Origin of the sequence: Xenorhabdus ehlersii, from assembly GCF_003610465.1 — a bacterium.
GTDB lineage: Bacteria > Pseudomonadota > Gammaproteobacteria > Enterobacterales > Enterobacteriaceae > Xenorhabdus > Xenorhabdus ehlersii.
The window spans coordinates 197,243-214,907 of sequence record NZ_RAQI01000003.1 but is presented as its reverse complement, the minus strand read 5'-3'; the positions used below and the strand labels follow the sequence as shown (position 1 = coordinate 214,907).

The window sequence follows — 17,665 nt, the reverse complement described above, 5'->3', positions numbered from 1 at the left end:
AAAACGACATCTTTTGAACGCCTCACTACCCTATTAGACAACAACAATGCCCGCTATCAAGTCATGGAACACGCTACTGGCGGCCGTTCAGAAGAAGTGGCAAAAATACGGGGAACCCAGCTAGGGCAAGGTGCTAAAGGCCTGGTTTGCCATGTGAAAGGAAATGGTTACCGACAATATGTCCTTGCTGTCTTACCTGCTGACCAACAAGCTGATCTTGCTATTCTTGCCAAACAAATAGGAGGGAGCCGAGCATCTTTAGCAAGCCCAAAAGAGGTTTCTGAATTGACCCTTTGTGTTTTTGGTGCCATCCCACCATTTAGTTTTCATCCAGATCTGAAATTGGTTGCCGATCCGCTTTTATTTGAACGCTATGAGGAATTGGCATTTAATGCAGGTAGTCTGGAGCGTTCAATTATTTTGAATGCAGCAGATTACCGTCGCATCGCTATGCCAGAATTAATTACCTTTCGGAAAATAATCGATTAAAGATAGCCTTAAGAAAATGCCCAATAAATTAAAAACAACTTAAATTTTGCTATAATTTAACCAGGCAAAAGATGGGTGATTATTATATGAATAATATTTTTGTTCTGGTAATACTCAGCCTCGCTATCCTCAGCCTCGCTGTATTTCTTTATCTCCACGATGCAGAGATAGCACACTGGTTGGAGAGATTTGCCCAACGATTACTTAAGTGGCAACCTCCAAATTGATACTTTACTTTTACTTCACGTCATTTCACAAAAAAGGTGCTGAAAACTCAGCACCTTACTTTGGGAATATTTTATATCTTATAAAGATATTTAATGATTAGTCCAACCATTCAGTGTGGAAAACACCTTCTTTATCAGTACGCTTGTAAGTGTGCGCACCAAAGTAATCACGCTGTGCCTGAATCAGGTTAGCCGGCAATACAGCAGAACGATAGCTGTCGTAATAAGAGATAGCAGCAGAGAATGTTGGTGTTGGGATACCATTCTGCACACCGTAAGAAATAACATCACGCAGAGCTTGCTGATATTCATCTGCGATTTGTTTGAAGTAAGGCGCTAAAAGCAGGTTAGCGATAGCTGAGTTTTCATTGTATGCATCGGTGATTTTTTGCAGAAATTGCGCACGAATAATACAACCAGCACGGAAGATCTTAGCAATTTCGCCATAGTTCAGATCCCAGTTGTACTCATCCGATGCCGCTTTCAACTGCTGAAAGCCTTGCGCATAAGAAACAATCTTACCCAAATACAGAGCACGGCGGACTTTCTCGATAAATTCAGCCTTATCTCCATTGAATGGCTGAACTTCTGGGCCTGACAGAACTTTGGATGCAGCTACGCGCTGATCTTTCAGGGAAGAAATATAGCGTGCAAAGACAGATTCTGTGATGAGTGTTACTGGAATACCCAGATCCAACGAGCTTTGGCTAGTCCACTTACCGGTGCCTTTGTTGGCCGCTTCATCCAGAATCACGTCAACCAGATATTTCCCGTCTTCATCTTGCTTACGAAAAATGTCGGCAGTAATTTCGATCAAGTAACTGCTTAGTTCACCTTGGTTCCAATCACTGAACACGTCAGCCAACGCCTGATTGCTCAGGTTCAATGCGCTTTTCAACAGAGAATAAGCTTCTGCAATTAGCTGCATATCACCATATTCAATGCCATTATGAACCATCTTCACATAATGACCTGCACCATCTGCCCCGATGTAAGTCACACAAGGCTCGCCATCAACCTGAGCAGCGATCTCTTTCAGAATTGGAGCCACCAACTCATAAGCCTCTTTTTGACCACCCGGCATAATTGAAGGGCCTTTCAATGCGCCTTCTTCACCACCAGAAACCCCCGTACCGATAAAATTAATGCCCTGAGCGGACAACTCACGGTTACGGCGAATAGTATCCTGAAAATAGGTGTTGCCACCATCGATCAGAATGTCACCCTTATCCAAATGTGGCATCAGTGATGCAATGGTTTTATCCGTAGCTTCACCCGCCTTAACCATCAACAGAATACGACGTGGCTTTTCCAGCGAATCGACAAACTCTTCAATGGAATAACTTGGAACTAATTTTTTCCCTGGATTTTCAGCAATAACTTCATCTGTTTTATCGCTGGAGCGGTTAAAAATAGATACAGAGTAACCACGGCTTTCAATATTCAACGCCAGGTTGCGCCCCATTACCGCCATACCGACAACACCGATCTGCTGTTTGGACATGAATAACTCCCGTCTAATAATGACTGCCGCCCACCCAAGATGCTATACGCAATACCAAATGTAATACATACCGTATGCAACAAAACAGGGCGGGCAATTTGTTAATGAAGTCATATGTTAACTCAGGAAAGGCCATTGACGGTAGTTATTGATGCAATCGATATCGGCGTAACGTTTTTTTGCTGAAAAAATTTCCAACTGAGACAAATCAACTATTGATATTTCGCATTTCAATACGCATTATTTAATAGTCGGCAAATGCCGTCCCACTAAAAGGTAAAACAAATTATATGGAATGGATCGCTGATCCGACGATATGGGCAGGTCTGGCCACACTTATCGTTTTAGAAATTGTTCTCGGAATAGACAACTTAATATTCATTGCCATTCTGGCAGATAAACTACCTGAAAAAGAGAGAGATAAAGCTCGCCTGACAGGGCTTTCCTGCGCCCTTCTTATGAGGATATTGTTGCTATTCAGCTTATCCTGGCTCATTTCCCTGACTAATCCCTTGGTTACTTTATGGGAACACCCTTTCAGTGCCCGTGATTTAATTATGTTGATAGGGGGGATCTTCTTGCTGTTCAAAGCGACAATGGAATTGAATGAACGGTTAGAAGGAAAAACCTTGCATACTAACCAACAACGCAAAGGAGCTAGCTTCTGGGCAGTTGTTGTGCAAATTATCGTCTTAGATGCAGTATTTTCTCTGGATTCTGTTATCACCGCCGTAGGAATGGTCAACCACATTGGTATCATGATTGCGGCTGTAACTATTGCTATGATCCTGATGATATGGGCCAGCAAACCGCTGACAAAATTTGTCAATGCACATCCCACAATCGTGATCCTGTGTCTCAGCTTCTTACTAATGATTGGCTTTAGCCTGGTTGCAGAAGGCTTTGGCTATCATATTCCGAAAGGCTATCTCTATGCTGCCATCGGCTTCTCCATCATGATTGAAGCACTGAACCAGTTCGCTCAGTTCAATCGCCGCAAGTTTTTGAGCGCTTCCCGCTCCCTGCGCGAAAGAACCGCAGAAGCTGTTCTTCACATTTTAAATGGCAAACGTGAAAACGCTGCGTTGGATAACCATACTTCTGACCTGATTGCAGATCATACAGATAGCAAAGAAATCTTTGAGCCCCAGGAACGCCAGATGATTGCCCGCGTTCTCAGCATGGCACAACGTACCGTCAGTAGCATCATGACTTCACGCCATGATGTGATTTATCTTGATGTCCATTCCCCTACGGAAAAATTGACTACCTTACTGGAACAAAAACCACATACGCGAATTGTAGTTACAGATGAACAGAGTGGTGACGAACCACTTGGCGTGGTACATGTGATTGATATCCTTAATCAACAACTGACTCACAATACTTTCGATTTAAGGAAGTTAGTCCAGCAACCGTTGATTTTCCCGGAATCGCTCTCCTTGCTACAGGCACTGGAACAGTTCCGTAAAGCGCAAACTCATTTTGCCTTTGTTGTCGATGAGTTCGGGTCTGTCGAAGGGGTGGTTACGGTAACCGATGTGATGGAAACCATTACAGGTAACCTTCCTGTAGGCAGCGGAGAGATCGATGCGCGCCATGATATTCAGGTCATGGAAGAGGGATATTGGATCGCCAATGGATTTATGCCACTGGAAGATTTGGTGCTTTATGTGCCGCTGCCATTGGATGAAAAACGGGAATACCAGACACTAGCAGGCTTGTTGATGGAACATCTGCAACACATTCCGCGACAGGGCGAGCAATTGAAGATTAGTGACTATCTGTTTGAAGCGCTGGAAATCACCAGCCACCGCATCAATAAAGTGAAAATTACCCCACTGACCATTGAAGAAATGGCAGAAATATAACCCACGATATTAAAACGATATCGCCTACTGAGAAAAAACCGGCATAAGTCCGGTTTTTTTTATTCCTATAAGTTTTATCAGTTTCATTTAATTTTTAAAGTATTTGTTCATGATTACCCTAAGTACAATAAACCCGTTCCATGGTAGTTAGCGGAGATGTCATACCGCCTTCATATGGCCCAAGAGCTCTACAAAAGATCTCTTGCGGCTAGGTTAGCAATACACCTATTTATTGTTGATAAAGTGAGGGTTTATATGAGTACAGAATATTTTGCATTATTGACACAGGCTGGCACAGAAAAACTGGAAAAAGCAGCCTCATCAGGTATCAAACTTGAGATTACCCATATGGCTGTAGGTGATGGTGGTGGCAGTTCACCTACACCCAATGTCAACCAATCCGGATTGATTAATGAAAAACATCGCGCTGAACTTGATGCCTTACTCATCAATCCCCAAACACCCGCCCAAGTTATCGCCGAACAAATACTTCCTGAAGGTGAAGGTAATTGGTGGGTTCGTGAAATTGGCCTATTCGATAAAGATGGCACACTAATTGCGGTAGGAAATTGTGCCGAACTCTACAAACCAGAATCTCAGGAACAAGCTATCCGTATGGCTCTGACGGTTAACAACAGTGGCCTGACAGGATGGATAAAAGAACTGCTTTCCGGTTTCGCATCTCGCAGTTATGTGAGAGAAAAAATTAAAGAACACGCCGAAAGCCGTGACCACCCAAGTGCTACCTTAGGAAAAAGAGGATTTGTTGCGTTAAGTAATGAAGTCGGCAGTGATAGCGAAGTTCATGCTGCAACACCCAAGGCAGTAAAAATAGCATATGAATTAGCCAATCAAGCCAATGAGTCGGTTAATTCGATACTCTCGACAAATAAATATGTACCATCAACGCGCAAAGTTAATGGTAAGGAACTGTCCAAAGATATTGAACTGACAGCAACGGATGTCGGCGCCTATGACAAAATTCAAACAGACTCCCTTGTCGATAGGGTCAGCCAAACAGCCAATAAAGCACTTGATCAGGTAAGCACTAAGGTTCCATTATCCCGTAAAATCAACGGAAAAGAGCTGATAAGCGATATCGGAATTACCGCACATGATGTGAATGCCTACACCAGGCAGGAAGTCGATGGGCTTATCGCAAACGTTGATAAATCGGCTAACACTGCTAATGAGAATGCCAACGAAGCCCTTAAACAGTTGGATAAGAAAGTCCCATTAAGTCGCAAGATCAACAACAAAGAGTTGCTAATAGACATCCAATTAACAGCAAATGATGTCGGCACTTACGATAAGAAAGAAATTGACGATCGCATCAACACAGTTCAGCAAGCAACTGACACCGCCAATAACAACGCCAACACTGCCATTCAAGAGCTTAGCAAGAAAGTTCCAGAATCCCGCAAAATCAATAATAAAGAGTTAACAACCGATATTGAATTGGGTGCGGCTGATGTCGGTACTTACAATAAAGTAGAAATCGATGATCGTATCGGTAATGTTGAGAAGCTAGCGGAAACTGCCAATAACAACGCCAATACGGCTATTCAAGATGCTAAGAACAAAGTCCCGGAATCCCGCAAAATCAATGGCAAAGAGCTATTATCTGACATTGAATTACGCGCAGTTGATGTTGGTGCCTATGGTAAAGAAGAAACTGATGCCATCATCAAAGATGTCAAAGTACAGATCGACAATGTTAATAATTTAGCTGAAAACGCCAATAATAATGCCAATACCGCAACCCAAGACGCTAAGAGTAAAGTCCCGTTAACCCGTAAAGTCAATGGCAAAGAGCTGTCAGCAGATATTCAACTGACTGCGGCGGATATTGATACCTACAACAAAGCCGAGATTGATGACCGTGTCAGCAAGGTTGACAAACTGGCAGAAACTGCCAATCAGCAGGCGAATGACGCCCTTCAACGTGTTAATAACAGCGTCCCATCAACTCGCAAAGTTAATGGCAAAGAGCTGTTAACTGACATTGAGCTGTCTGCAGCGGATGTCGATACTTACAATAAAGCGGAAATCGATGACCGCGTCGGTAAAGTTGATAAGCTGGCAGAATCTGCCTATAACAATGCCAATACCGCGATTAAAGATGCTAATAGCAAAGTCCCGTTAACCCGTAAGGTTAATGGCAAAGAGTTGTCAACCGATGTTCAACTGACTGCGGCGGATATTGATACCTATAACAAAGCCGAGATTGATGACCGTGTCAGCAAGGTTGACAAACTGGCAGAAACTGCCAACCAGCAGGCAAATGCTGCTCTTAACAGTGCCGATAACAAAGTACCACTCTCCCGCAAAGTCAATGGCAAAGAGCTGTCAGCGGATGTTCAACTGACCGCAGCGGATATTGATACCTATAACAAAGCAGAGATTGATGACCGTGTCGGCAAGGTTGACAAACTGGCAGAAACTGCCAATAACAACGCCAATATCGCAATTCAAGCTGCCAAGGATAAAGTCCCATCAACCCGTAAAGTCAATGGCAAGGAACTGATAACGGATATTGAACTGACAGCATCCGATATTCATGCTTACAATAAGAAGGAAACGGATGACCTTATCAACGGCGTTAAAGCACAAGTCGACAATGTTCAACAACTGGCTAATACTGCCAATAATAACGCTAGTCTCGCCATTCAAGAGCTTGACAAAAAAGTCCCAGAATCCCGTAAAATCAATGGCAAAGAGCTATCAGCAGATATTCAATTAACTGCGGCAGATGTTGATGCCTATAACAAAGGCGAAACTGACGCCCAGATCAAGGATGTTAAGTCCCTGGCAGATACTGCCAATCAGCATGCAAATGACGCCCTTAAAGGTGTTAGTAACAGCGTCCCATCAACTCTCAAAGTTAATGGCAAAGAGCTGTTAACTGATATTGAGCTGACTGCGGCTGATGTTGGTACTTATAACAAAGTAGAAATCGATGATCGTATAGGTAAGGTCGATAAGCTGGCAGAATCTGCCTATAACAAAGCCGAGACAGCGAGTAAAGATGCCAATAACAAAGTGCCATCAACTCGTAAAGTGAATGGCAAAGAACTGTTAACTGATATTGAGCTACATGCCGTTGATGTTGGTACTTACAATAAAGCGGAACTCGATGATAGTATCGGCAAAGTTGAAAAACTGGCTGATGCCGCCAACCAGACAGCGAACTCTGCTGTTCAACTTGCTGACAGCAAAGTGCCATTAACCCGTAAGATCAACGGCAAAGAACTGTCAACAGATATTGAACTCACCGCAGCCAATGTCGATACCTATAACAAGGCGGAGATTAACATCCTTATCGATGAAGTTAAGGAGACAGCCAATAATGCCCATAACACTGCGGAGCACAAAGTCCCATTGACTCGCACTGTGAATGGCAAGGCTCTGTTATCCGATATTGATCTGACGGCCTCTGATGTGAATGCCTATACTAAAGTAGAGGTAGAAAGTCGCCTTGAAGATATTAAAGGTCTGGCAAATAAAGCGAATAACAATGCAGATAGCCGAGTCCCACTCACACGCACCGTCAATGGTAAAGCCCTGTTATCCGATATTAAACTTACCGCTTCTGATGTAGGCGCTTATAGCAAAGTAGAGGTTGATACTCGCATCAGCAAAGTTGAAACATTAGCGAGTGATGCCAATACCAATGCGATAGCAGCAAAAGCTAACGCGGATAGCCGACTGGCGAAAAGCAAAAACGGGGCGGATATTCCTGATAAACAAGCCTTTGTAAGAAATTTAGGCTTGGGTAATCTGATTGGATTAGGTATTGAGTCACGTCGAATCATAGACGAGCACACCATTATCAAGCTGGGTGAGATATTCGTGATAAATGGGGTTGCGGTAGGTAGTGAACCCATTGGGGATTCTCATGCAGCCGAGATCGGCGGAGTGACTTACTATACCCACTTCTACAAAATCAAACTGCCCACTACTTTGCCAAATGGCATCATCTCATGTCAGGCAAGTGTTGTCGGAGATAATTTTGATAATCAACGCCCCAGTTATCTGGCTGATGTCAAAACACAACGCGGCAATGCAAACGGGGATGGTTTGTCGAAAGACACCTTAACAATATCTATCACGACGCCTCAATTAGGTTGGGTTCCAAACTTCTATTATCAGGTTATAGGGTATTGATAGAAACAGTAAGTTCAACACTAATCCATCACTTTAAAATGGAATAGTTTCGTTATAACCCTCAGTAAAATAGGTGATCGCCGAAGCGATCACTTATTTTTATCCAGTAGATCTTCCAACGCTTTAATGTTTTCCTTACTGCTATTATTTTCAAGCCAATCTTTGATCGATTTTTTGGCCTTCTGCTGTAATTCATCACGTAACATGGGTTCTACATTCAACGCATATTGCAGGTTGTTCCAGTCACCATAAACCCGCAGTGGGATTTTTAACTGCGCCAAACGACGTACTAATTCGTTCTGCTTACCCCATCCATTGGTTAATTGCACCCATAATGAAACATCGGTGTTTTGCTTCAGTAAATTGGCTTTCCCCTGCCCTCTAATATTGAACATGCCTGAAGTTGCCGCAAGTTCACTGATTTTAATCTCACCGCGCTCCAGTTGTGCTTTTACCGACATGCTTTTAGCTTCAGTGAAATCATCTGTATTTGTAGGTTGGCTGACTTGATTTGTTGCTCGTGCAAAAGATTGTTGAATAAGCTGAGGAATATTCAATCCTTCCAACCGCGCGTTTTTTAAATCGATATTCAAATCACCTTGCCAATAATGAGAAATAGCATACTCGTCATAACCTTCTCCCCAAAGATCACCATCAACATTAAGCTGACCGTTGAATATCGATGGCAATGCCAATGCAGTTAACAAAGGTTGTATCTCAATCCCTTGCAAGAGCGGCTTTGTGTGCAGTTTCGCAGGAACAACTGTGGCATCAATTGAAGTCGGTAGCGCAAAATGTCCACCAAACACATTGCCACTTAATTTTGTGATTTCCGTAAGGCCACTGTTATTACTCGCTTGCAGGCCAAAATGATTAACATCCATGCCCTGATAAATGAATTTATCTGCCATAAATGAGATATCAGCATCAAACCCTTGCAAAAAGGTAAGGTCATAATTAGATAATACCGAAACCGACGTTGCAATCACCGGTTTTAAGGAATTATTTTCAACCCGATAATCATGCTTTGCCTGAGGCGTCTTTTTCGGTAAAGCATCCCACCCCAACAGGTTATCTAAATTGAACTTTGACGAACTCAGATTGATGGAATATCGCGGCTTATCTTGCAAAACGGCAGTAATATTCCCTTTCAGCTCATTCCCGTCATTCATCGTCAATACCATTTTTTGCAACACAATTGATTCAAGTGCAGCCTGATATTTCACTATGGCACTGCCCGTTCCTTGGATACCCGCAGACGGTAACCCAATACCCTGGAATTGGTATTCAAAAGAATTAATGTCGACCGATAGCTGCTGTGGATAATCAGAGATATCTACCAACGAATTGAGTTCAAATGACAGCTCTTGTTGATTTTTATTGATTTCACTGCGGAGGCTAAGGCTAACGTGATCTTGATCACTTCGCTCCAACAACAAATTGAGATCACGGACATTTAATTGAGAATGCTCGTTGGTTTGCCAGATCAGTAAGCTATCCACTAACCTGATTCTGGCAATATCCAGTTTCCAAGCCTGGCTTCCCGTGACGACTGGATAATGAATATCACTTTCCGGCGCAATTGGGGCTTCTGGCTGCTTTTTCGGCTGGCTATCCGGTGTGAACTGCAAAACAGCCCCTTTCAACATCACTTCTTTGACTGAGAGTTGATGAGACAGCAGTGGCAGCAACTCCACATCCAGACGCATATTTTCGGCCACAATGGTCGGTACCTTGGCATTCTCAGCAGTCAGAGAGATCTCACCGGTCAGAATGCTTAACTTGGGCCAAACATGCCAGCGCAAGTCATCCCGCAACACGAGCTGGTAGCCACTCTTCTTTTGTACTTGTTTAACTATGTAGCCACGAAAATCATTGGGATTAACCAACATAACCAATGCTGTCAGGCCGGCCACAATGACTACCAACAAAATAATGAGTGTCGTCAACAACCTTTTCATGACTTCCCCAGTCTCATGTTCACAAGAAGACTATTTTTCACCAGAAGGCTTTTACCAGAAAAGATTAATCCTCACTGATTCGGCTACCTACGGCTCCCTGCTGATTTTTATATTTAGCATCCTGACGTCGGTTATAAGGTCGCTCAGCAGAGCCAGAAAGCGGTTCAAAACTCAATGCACCTATTACCATACCAGGACGCAAGGCTAAAGGCAGTTTGCCTGAATTGTAGAATTCCAGGACAATTTGCCCCTGCCAACCTGGATCAATGCGATGCGCAGTAACATGAACCATCAAACCAAGGCGTGCCAAAGATGAGCGACCATCCAACCAACCGACTAAATTATCCGGAAGTGTGACAGATTCCAGTGTTACTGCCAAAGCCAATTCGCCAGGATGGAGGAAAAATGCTTCTCCATCTGACAAAATAATTTCATCGCTCATGACACGGTCAAGTGCCGCATTGACTTCCGCCTTAGGGCCACTCAAATCAATATAGGCGGCAGTATGACCACGAAAAACACGAAACTGATTCCCAAGGCGCACATCAGCAGTTGCCCCATTAATACGTTCAACAGGGGGACGAGGGGTAATTACCAGCTTACCTTCATCTAGCCATTTAATAATGTCACGGTCACAGAGTCGCATTATTTCCTCTCAAATACGATGATACTTATGAATACCTGAACAACAGATTATTCGCAAAATTGGCCAATCTTGGCTTTTAAAATATCAATGGCCACGCGGTTTTTACCACCACGAGGGACAATAATATCGGCATATTGTTTCGATGGCTCGATAAATTGCAGGAACATTGGGCGCACGGTTTTCTTGTACTGCTCCATCACGGAATCCAATGAACGTCCGCGTTCATTCACATCACGTTTGATGCGGCGCATCAAACAAATATCCAGTGGCGTATCGACAAAAATGGAGAAATCCAGTTCTTGGCGTAGACGCTTATCTGTTAATAGTAGAATACCTTCGAGGATAATAACTCTTTTCGGTTCAAAATGAATGGATTCAGGTTTGCGGGTGTGCTCAACGTAGTCATATTGTGGCAATTCAATGGATTTTCCAGCTTTCAATGCCTGAAGATGTTCGAATAGTAAATTGTGATCCATTGAATTTGGGTGATCATAATTAACTTTATAACGTTCTTCTATCGGGGTGTTAGTTTGGTCTTTATAATAGCAATCTTCTGGAATAACGCCGATATTGTGATCACCAACCTGAGCCCGTAATTCTCGATAAAGTGTGCTGGCAATAAGGCTTTTGCCTGAGGCGGAGGCACCTGAAATACCTACGATTGTACACTTATGTGCTTCATCAGCCATACTAAAAATAACCTGGTTAAAAAAGAAAAAATAAAGTAGAAATATGGTATTTGCTAACACCATGTTTGGCGGATTATAGGGAGTTAATGACTTCTATTCCAGAGTAAACAAGATAAGTCTCGTTTTTTTCGATACGCTTCGCATAAAAATCCCGCAATTTTATGCCTCTGAGGTAAAATATTCTGCAAATAATTTTCACAAAAATATGCAACCGGATCTCGGATGATGAGGAGCCACATTGCGGTAGAAAATAGAGAAAACATTGAGCATTGAGCACTGATCAATGACTCCGTATCAATTGAGCCATTGACCAACATTTTCTACGCAACCGCTGTTACATACGGTTAAACTCATTAATCAAACTGCACGAAAAGAAATTTCAGTTGGGATTTTTTCGCCCTGCCAATACATCTTCGCAGAAATATTGGCAGCAATTTCACGATAAATATCTGCAAATTCACTGTCAGGCTGGCTAATTACTGTTGGTTCACCACGATCAAGATCTTCACGCAGTGAAATATGCAGCGGGATCTGCCCCAGTAATTGGCAATGATATTTTTCTGCCAGTTTTGCCGCCCCACCCGTGCCGAAAATTGGCTCATGATGACCGCAATTACCGCAAATATGGGTACTCATGTTCTCAATAATCCCCAACACTGGCACATTGACTTTCTGGAACATGACGATGCCTTTCATCGCATCGATCAGGGCAATATCCTGCGGTGTTGTGACAACCAACGCCCCCGTCACCGGAATATTCTGGGACAGTGTTAGTTGAATATCGCCTGTTCCTGGCGGCATATCAATCACCAGATAATCCAGATCCGGCCACAGCGTATCTTGCAGCATCTGCATCAAGGCCTTACTTGCCATCGGTCCACGCCATACCATCGCGTTATCATCGGTAACAAGGTAGCCAATAGAGTTGGTAGCCATGCTGTGAACCATAATTGGCGCCATATGCTGTCCATCAGGGGAAGTCGGGCGCTCTTTGGCTGTACCAAGCATATTGGGGATAGACGGGCCATAAATATCCGCATCCAAAATTCCCACTTTTGCGCCTTCCTGTGCCAGCGCCAGCGCCAGATTCACCGCTGTGCTGGATTTCCCTACGCCCCCTTTCCCTGAACTGACTGCCACGATATTGCGCACGCCATTAACACCAGGCAGATTATTGGATCGGCACAATGTGCTGATATTGTGGGTTAATCGCCATTCAACAGATTTTGCTCCCGTCGCAGATTGCAAGGGTTGGGTGGTTTCTTTCTTTAATATTTCGAAGGCGCGTTTCCAGACAAACGGCATGGTCAATTCAATATGCAATATCCCATCCAGCATAGTGCAATGATGCAATGCTTTCAGGGCAATCAAATCTTGTTCTAAAGTCAGATGTTTGAATGTCGTTAATATCTTTACAACATGTTCTTTCAGCAGGTCAGGATTGGTCTGCTCGGGGGATTGTAAGTTCATCCCGGCTCCTTTTGATTTATCTTTTTCAACCTAAAACTGTTTTGGCCATCATAACAGAAGCTAACCACTTCGGATAAAGGCAACGAGTAAAAGTGATGAAGATCTTGCGTTACCCTAGCGGCAACGCTCCTTATCAGGTAACATCAAAAACCCTTTTCACTTTATGGAAGTCAGATCCTAACTATGTCTCAAGTCGCGAACAAATTATTGGTGACCTGTGCGTTACCTTATGCTAACGGTCCAATTCATCTCGGTCATATTCTGGAACACATTCAGGCTGATATTTGGGTTCGTTATCATCGAATGCGCGGCAAAGAGGTTCACTTTGTCTGTGCCGATGATGCCCACGGTACACCAATTATGCTGAAAGCCCAGCAGAGTGGTATCTCTCCAGAAGAGATGATTGCCAAGGTGAGCCTAGAGCATCAGCAGGATTTTGCCGGTTTTGCCATTAGCTATGATAATTACCACTCTACGCACAGCGAAGAGAACAGAGCGCTTGCCTCCAAAATTTATCTGGAACTGAAAAAGAACGGTTACATTAAAAATCGGACGATTTCTCAATTATATGATCCAGAAAAAAATATGTTCCTGCCAGACCGTTTCGTCAAAGGCTCCTGCCCGAAATGTAAGGCAGAAGATCAGTATGGCGATAACTGTGAAGTCTGCGGAACCACCTATTCTCCAACGGAATTGCTTAATCCTCGTTCCGTTGTCTCTGGGGCAACGCCAGAAATGCGTGATACAGAGCATTTCTTCTTCGATCTGCCTGCTTTCAGCGATATGCTGCAAAAATGGACACGTTCTGGCACTTTGCAGGAACAAGTGGCAAATAAAATGCAGGAGTGGTTCGAAGCTGGGCTGCAACAATGGGATATTACCCGTGATGCACCTTATTTTGGCTTTGAGATCCCTGATCAGCCAGGTAAATATTTCTATGTCTGGCTGGATGCTCCCATTGGCTATATGGGCTCGTTCAAGAATCTGTGTGATAAACGTAATGACCTGAATTTCGATGAATTCTGGGAGAAAGATTCCAAAGCCGATCTCTACCATTTTATTGGCAAAGATATCGTTTATTTCCACAGTTTGTTCTGGCCTGCCATGCTGGAAGGTTGTAATTACCGTAAGCCAACCAACCTGTTCGTCCATGGCTACATCACGGTTAACGGCACTAAGATGTCTAAATCTCGTGGCACCTTCATCAAGGCTAGTACTTATCTGAAACACCTTGATGCAGACTGCCTACGCTATTACTACGCGGCAAAACTCTCTTCCCGCATTGATGATATTGATCTGAATCTGGAAGATTTTGTTCAGCGTGTAAACAGCGATATCGTTAATAAAGTGGTTAACCTTGCTTCACGCAATGCAGGCTTTATCAACAAGCGCTTTGGGGGCAAACTGGCAGACCAACTCGCTGATCCTGCGCTATACCAGAAATTTGTCGAAGCTGCACAGGGTATCGCAGAAGACTTTACCAACCGTGAATTCGGCAAGGCAATCCGTGAAATTATGGCACTGGCTGATCTGGCTAACCGCTATGTTGATGAGCAAGCACCGTGGGTTGTGGCGAAACAAGAAGGCCGTGACGCTGATCTGCAAGCAATCTGCTCAATGGGAATTAACCTGTTCCGCGTGCTGATGACTTACCTGAAACCTGTTCTTCCAGGTTTGTCCACACGAGCAGAAGCCTTCCTGAATACTGAACTGACCTGGGACAGTATCCAGCAGCCTCTGTTAAACCATGACGTTTCACCATTCAAGGCGCTGTTCAACCGCATCGAAATGGCTAAAATTGAAGCAATGGTTGCTGATTCGAAAGAGAGCATCGAACCACAAAAAACCGTAACAGGCCCACTGGCAGATGATCCAATTCAGGACACCATTGCATTTGATGACTTTGCCAAGGTTGACTTGCGCATTGCCCTAATCAAACAGGCTGATTTTGTCGAAGGTTCAGATAAGTTACTGAAACTAACACTTGATCTCGGTGGTGAGACTCGCCAAGTCTTCTCTGGTATTCGTTCAGCCTATCCTGATCCTAAGACACTGGAAAATCGTCTGACTGTGATGGTTGCCAACCTTGCTCCACGCAAAATGCGCTTCGGTATTTCAGAAGGCATGGTGATGGCGGCTGGCCCTGGTGGAAAAGATATTTTCTTGCTAAGCCCAGATAGTGGCGCCCAGCCAGGTATGCTGGTTAAATGATAGTTGCATATCTTTGATAGATATCATTAATTATCAATTAGATAATAAAGCGGGTTCCAAAAAAGACCCGCTTTTTAATGTGATGTGTGGCACATTCACAATGTTAGTCGTATGATAAAACCCTCGCTGTATTGAGGAATTATTGATTATGTCTTTCCAAAATGTGCTGATAATAGGTTGGCAATATCTGCGCGCATTTGCGCTGCTCTATTTGTGCCTGATCGCGGGGAATATTATTTCGGCACTGCTTCCTTTCTCTCTCCCCGGCAGTATTATTGGCTTACTTCTCCTGTTTGGTTTACTCGCATCCCAAATTATTCCCTCACATTGGGTAAAACCAGGCTGTAGCTTATTGATGAAAAACATGACACTGCTCTTTTTGCCCATCGGGGTGGGGATCATGGATTATTACCCACAGCTTAGCCAACAAATGCTCCCCATCCTCCTGTCTTGTATCGTTAGCACAGTGATTGTTATGGTCGTCGTTGCTTACAGCTCCCACTATATTCATCGTGAACGTATCATTATTGGGACTCAACAAATGGATACTAACCAAACGAGTACTAAGCAGCAACCACCCACCTCAACACCAACAAGTCCATCGCAACAGTTATCACAAGAACCGAAAGAGAAAAAAAAATGTTAAGCCATATTTGGTGGTCACTACCGTTAACCCTGATTGTATTTTACTGCGCTAAAAAACTGTCAGTACGACTCAAACTGCCTATATTTAATCCGTTATTGATCTCAATGGCCGTTATCATTCCCTTGCTGCTGCTGACTCATACCCCTTACAAACACTATTTTGCCGGTAGCCGGATACTGAATGATTTGCTGCAACCTGCCGTTGTTGCTCTGGCTTTTCCTCTGTATGAACAGCTACATCAAATCCGGGCTCAATGGAAATCCATTATTGGCATCTGTTTTGTGGGCAGCGTTGTCGCAATGGTTACAGGAACTGCCATCGCATTATGGGCAGGTGCTACACCTGAAATTGTGGCCTCTATTCTCCCCAAATCCGTGACGACCCCAATCGCTATGGCTGTAGCCGATTCCATTGGTGGTATTCCTGCCATTAGCGCAGCGTGTGTCATTTTGGTAGGTATTTTAGGAGCTATCTTTGGTCACAATCTGTTTAACGTTCTAAAAATAAAAACCCAGGCGGCACGGGGATTGGCAATGGGTACAGCATCCCATGCGGTGGGAACGGCTCGCTGTGCGGAAATAGATCATGTTGAAGGTGCATACAGCTCACTGGCTTTAATGACCTGCGGCATTATTACCTCGCTGATTGCACCTTTTCTATTTCCAGTATTGCTGCATCTATTTGGTTAACCATTTTATGAATGACTATGACCTCAGTCGTTACAAAATTGCAATAAAAAAGCAAACAAGCCCATTAAAACAGCAAAAATTTGACATGGTTGACTAAAATAATATTGTTATTACACCGATTTCATTAATTATATAGCCTATATCACATTGCAAACCTGAACAGACGTCCTAGAATGACCTTCAATTAATTTGGAGATCATTCTATGCAAGCTCGTTTTCACGCTATTTGGTCAGAAATTACACCTGAACTACAAAAAGCCCTATTACCTTATATTGGCTACGACGATTTTCCAGCCATGCTGACAGCAGAGCAAGTGGAGTCAATCAAACAGCTCAGCGGATTTGATGATCAAACACTGGCATTGGCCTTATTGCCACTTGCTGCCGCCTATTCCCTTGCCCCTATTTCCCATTTTTATGTTGGTGCAATTGCACGGGGAGAAAGTGGTAATCTCTATTTCGGTGCCAATATGGAATTCGCTGGCATACCATTGCAGCAAACCGTTCATGCAGAACAATCAGCCATCACTCATGCTTGGCTGCGTGGTGAGAAAAAGCTGGTTGCTATCACTGTCAACTATTCACCTTGTGGCCATTGCCGACAATTTATGAATGAACTGAATAGTGGAACACAATTGGAGGTTTATCTCCCCAATCGTCCACCATTAACTCTGGCTGACTACCTGCCAGAAGCTTTTGGCCCACACGATTTAGCCGATACACCATTGCTGCTGGATGAGGTTAATCACGGCTATCAGTTAGCTACCAGTGACGAATTGGTGCAAGCAGCATTGGATGCAGCAAATTACAGCCATGCACCTTATAGCCAATCCCATGCAGGAATTGCCCTGCAAGATGAACAAGGGAAAATTTATACCGGCCGTTATGCAGAAAATGCTGCATTCAACCCAAGCTTACCCCCATTACAGGCCGCACTGATTTTCATGAATATGGCAGGCAGCAATTGCCAATCCATTAAACGAGCAGTATTGGTAGAAGGTGAAAATAGCCATTTATCACAATGGAATGCTACAGAATGCACATTAACTGCGCTCGGTTGTACAAAAGTAGAACGGTATACATTTTGATATGTAC

General features: G+C 43.7%; 13 protein-coding genes. 8 read left to right on the top strand and 5 right to left on the bottom strand.

Annotated features, from left to right (window positions below):
* Nucleotides 1–63: 63 nt before the first annotated feature.
* Together BDE27_RS11260 and BDE27_RS19480 are read left to right on the top strand one after the other, a co-directional pair.
* Nucleotides 64–489, top strand: coding sequence for a YbaK/EbsC family protein (locus tag BDE27_RS11260; RefSeq protein ID WP_120211353.1), 426 nt, complete (start codon nucleotides 64–66; stop codon nucleotides 487–489).
* An 86-nt stretch (nucleotides 490–575) separates the two neighbouring features.
* On the top strand, nucleotides 576–716 hold the full coding sequence (locus tag BDE27_RS19480; RefSeq protein ID WP_167450578.1) for a hypothetical protein: 141 nt from the start codon (nucleotides 576–578) through the stop codon (nucleotides 714–716).
* 97 nt (nucleotides 717–813) lie between these two features.
* On the opposite strand, the gene gndA is transcribed toward BDE27_RS19480, so the two are convergent.
* Nucleotides 814–2,220: an NADP-dependent phosphogluconate dehydrogenase gene (gndA, locus tag BDE27_RS11255; RefSeq protein ID WP_099131938.1), complete on the bottom strand. Its 1,407-nt coding sequence runs from the start codon at nucleotides 2,218–2,220 to the stop codon at nucleotides 814–816.
* 290 nt (nucleotides 2,221–2,510) lie between these two features.
* Between gndA and BDE27_RS11250 the strand changes: the two genes are divergently transcribed.
* Nucleotides 2,511–4,091 carry a TerC family protein gene (locus BDE27_RS11250; RefSeq protein WP_099131937.1) on the top strand — a complete coding sequence of 527 codons (1,581 nt, stop codon included), beginning with the start codon at nucleotides 2,511–2,513 and terminating at the stop codon, nucleotides 4,089–4,091.
* A gap of 255 nt (nucleotides 4,092–4,346) precedes the next feature.
* Nucleotides 4,347–8,258, top strand: coding sequence for a phage tail protein (locus tag BDE27_RS11245; RefSeq protein ID WP_167450588.1), 3,912 nt, complete (start codon nucleotides 4,347–4,349; stop codon nucleotides 8,256–8,258).
* 89 nt (nucleotides 8,259–8,347) lie between these two features.
* Here BDE27_RS11245 and asmA read toward each other — a convergent pair whose 3' ends face one another.
* The 4 genes from asmA to apbC all read right to left on the bottom strand — a co-directional run bounded on the left by asmA (nucleotide 8,348) and on the right by apbC (nucleotide 13,024).
* Nucleotides 8,348–10,219, bottom strand: a complete 1,872-nt coding sequence (asmA, locus tag BDE27_RS11240; protein WP_099131935.1) for an outer membrane assembly protein AsmA — start codon at nucleotides 10,217–10,219, stop codon at nucleotides 8,348–8,350.
* A 64-nt stretch (nucleotides 10,220–10,283) separates the two neighbouring features.
* Nucleotides 10,284–10,865, bottom strand: coding sequence for a dCTP deaminase (gene dcd, locus BDE27_RS11235; RefSeq protein WP_099131934.1), 582 nt, complete (start codon nucleotides 10,863–10,865; stop codon nucleotides 10,284–10,286).
* Nucleotides 10,866–10,912: 47 nt separating this feature from the next.
* Nucleotides 10,913–11,554: a uridine kinase gene (gene udk / locus BDE27_RS11230; RefSeq protein ID WP_099131933.1), complete on the bottom strand. Its 642-nt coding sequence runs from the start codon at nucleotides 11,552–11,554 to the stop codon at nucleotides 10,913–10,915.
* 357 nt (nucleotides 11,555–11,911) lie between these two features.
* Nucleotides 11,912–13,024 (bottom strand): iron-sulfur cluster carrier protein ApbC, encoded by a 1,113-nt coding sequence (apbC, locus tag BDE27_RS11225; protein ID WP_099131932.1) that lies wholly within the window; start codon nucleotides 13,022–13,024, stop codon nucleotides 11,912–11,914.
* Nucleotides 13,025–13,207: 183 nt separating this feature from the next.
* On the opposite strand from apbC, the gene metG reads away from it, so the two are divergent.
* The 4 genes from metG to cdd all read left to right on the top strand — a co-directional run bounded on the left by metG (nucleotide 13,208) and on the right by cdd (nucleotide 17,658).
* On the top strand, nucleotides 13,208–15,235 hold the full coding sequence (gene metG, locus BDE27_RS11220; RefSeq protein ID WP_099131931.1) for a methionine--tRNA ligase: 2,028 nt from the start codon (nucleotides 13,208–13,210) through the stop codon (nucleotides 15,233–15,235).
* Nucleotides 15,236–15,383: 148 nt separating this feature from the next.
* Nucleotides 15,384–15,881 carry a CidA/LrgA family protein gene (locus BDE27_RS11215; RefSeq protein ID WP_099131930.1) on the top strand — a complete coding sequence of 166 codons (498 nt, stop codon included), beginning with the start codon at nucleotides 15,384–15,386 and terminating at the stop codon, nucleotides 15,879–15,881.
* Entirely contained in the window at nucleotides 15,875–16,570 is a 696-nt protein-coding gene (locus BDE27_RS11210; RefSeq protein ID WP_099131929.1) for a CidB/LrgB family autolysis modulator, read from the top strand. Before BDE27_RS11215 ends, BDE27_RS11210 begins: the two co-directional genes overlap by 7 nt.
* Nucleotides 16,571–16,773: 203 nt before the next feature.
* Nucleotides 16,774–17,658 (top strand): cytidine deaminase, encoded by an 885-nt coding sequence (cdd, locus tag BDE27_RS11205; protein ID WP_099131928.1) that lies wholly within the window; start codon nucleotides 16,774–16,776, stop codon nucleotides 17,656–17,658.
* The last annotated feature ends 7 nt before the right edge of the window (nucleotides 17,659–17,665 follow it).

Excerpts from the sequence above, each read along its gene's own strand:
- apbC (WP_099131932.1), bottom strand. The coding sequence starts at position 13,024 with ATGAACTTACAATCCCCCGAGCAGACCAATCCTGACCTGCTGAAAGAA.
- gndA (WP_099131938.1), bottom strand. The coding sequence starts at position 2,220 with ATGTCCAAACAGCAGATCGGTGTTGTCGGTATGGCGGTAATGGGGCGC.
- BDE27_RS19480 (WP_167450578.1), top strand. The coding sequence starts at position 576 with ATGAATAATATTTTTGTTCTGGTAATACTCAGCCTCGCTATCCTCAGC.
- asmA (WP_099131935.1), bottom strand. The coding sequence starts at position 10,219 with ATGAAAAGGTTGTTGACGACACTCATTATTTTGTTGGTAGTCATTGTG.
- BDE27_RS11215 (WP_099131930.1), top strand. The coding sequence starts at position 15,384 with ATGTCTTTCCAAAATGTGCTGATAATAGGTTGGCAATATCTGCGCGCA.
- cdd (WP_099131928.1), top strand. The coding sequence starts at position 16,774 with ATGCAAGCTCGTTTTCACGCTATTTGGTCAGAAATTACACCTGAACTA.
- BDE27_RS11210 (WP_099131929.1), top strand. The coding sequence starts at position 15,875 with ATGTTAAGCCATATTTGGTGGTCACTACCGTTAACCCTGATTGTATTT.
- metG (WP_099131931.1), top strand. The coding sequence starts at position 13,208 with ATGTCTCAAGTCGCGAACAAATTATTGGTGACCTGTGCGTTACCTTAT.
- udk (WP_099131933.1), bottom strand. The coding sequence starts at position 11,554 with ATGGCTGATGAAGCACATAAGTGTACAATCGTAGGTATTTCAGGTGCC.
- BDE27_RS11260 (WP_120211353.1), top strand. The coding sequence starts at position 64 with ATGGAACACGCTACTGGCGGCCGTTCAGAAGAAGTGGCAAAAATACGG.
- BDE27_RS11250 (WP_099131937.1), top strand. The coding sequence starts at position 2,511 with ATGGAATGGATCGCTGATCCGACGATATGGGCAGGTCTGGCCACACTT.
- dcd (WP_099131934.1), bottom strand. The coding sequence starts at position 10,865 with ATGCGACTCTGTGACCGTGACATTATTAAATGGCTAGATGAAGGTAAG.
- BDE27_RS11245 (WP_167450588.1), top strand. The coding sequence starts at position 4,347 with ATGAGTACAGAATATTTTGCATTATTGACACAGGCTGGCACAGAAAAA.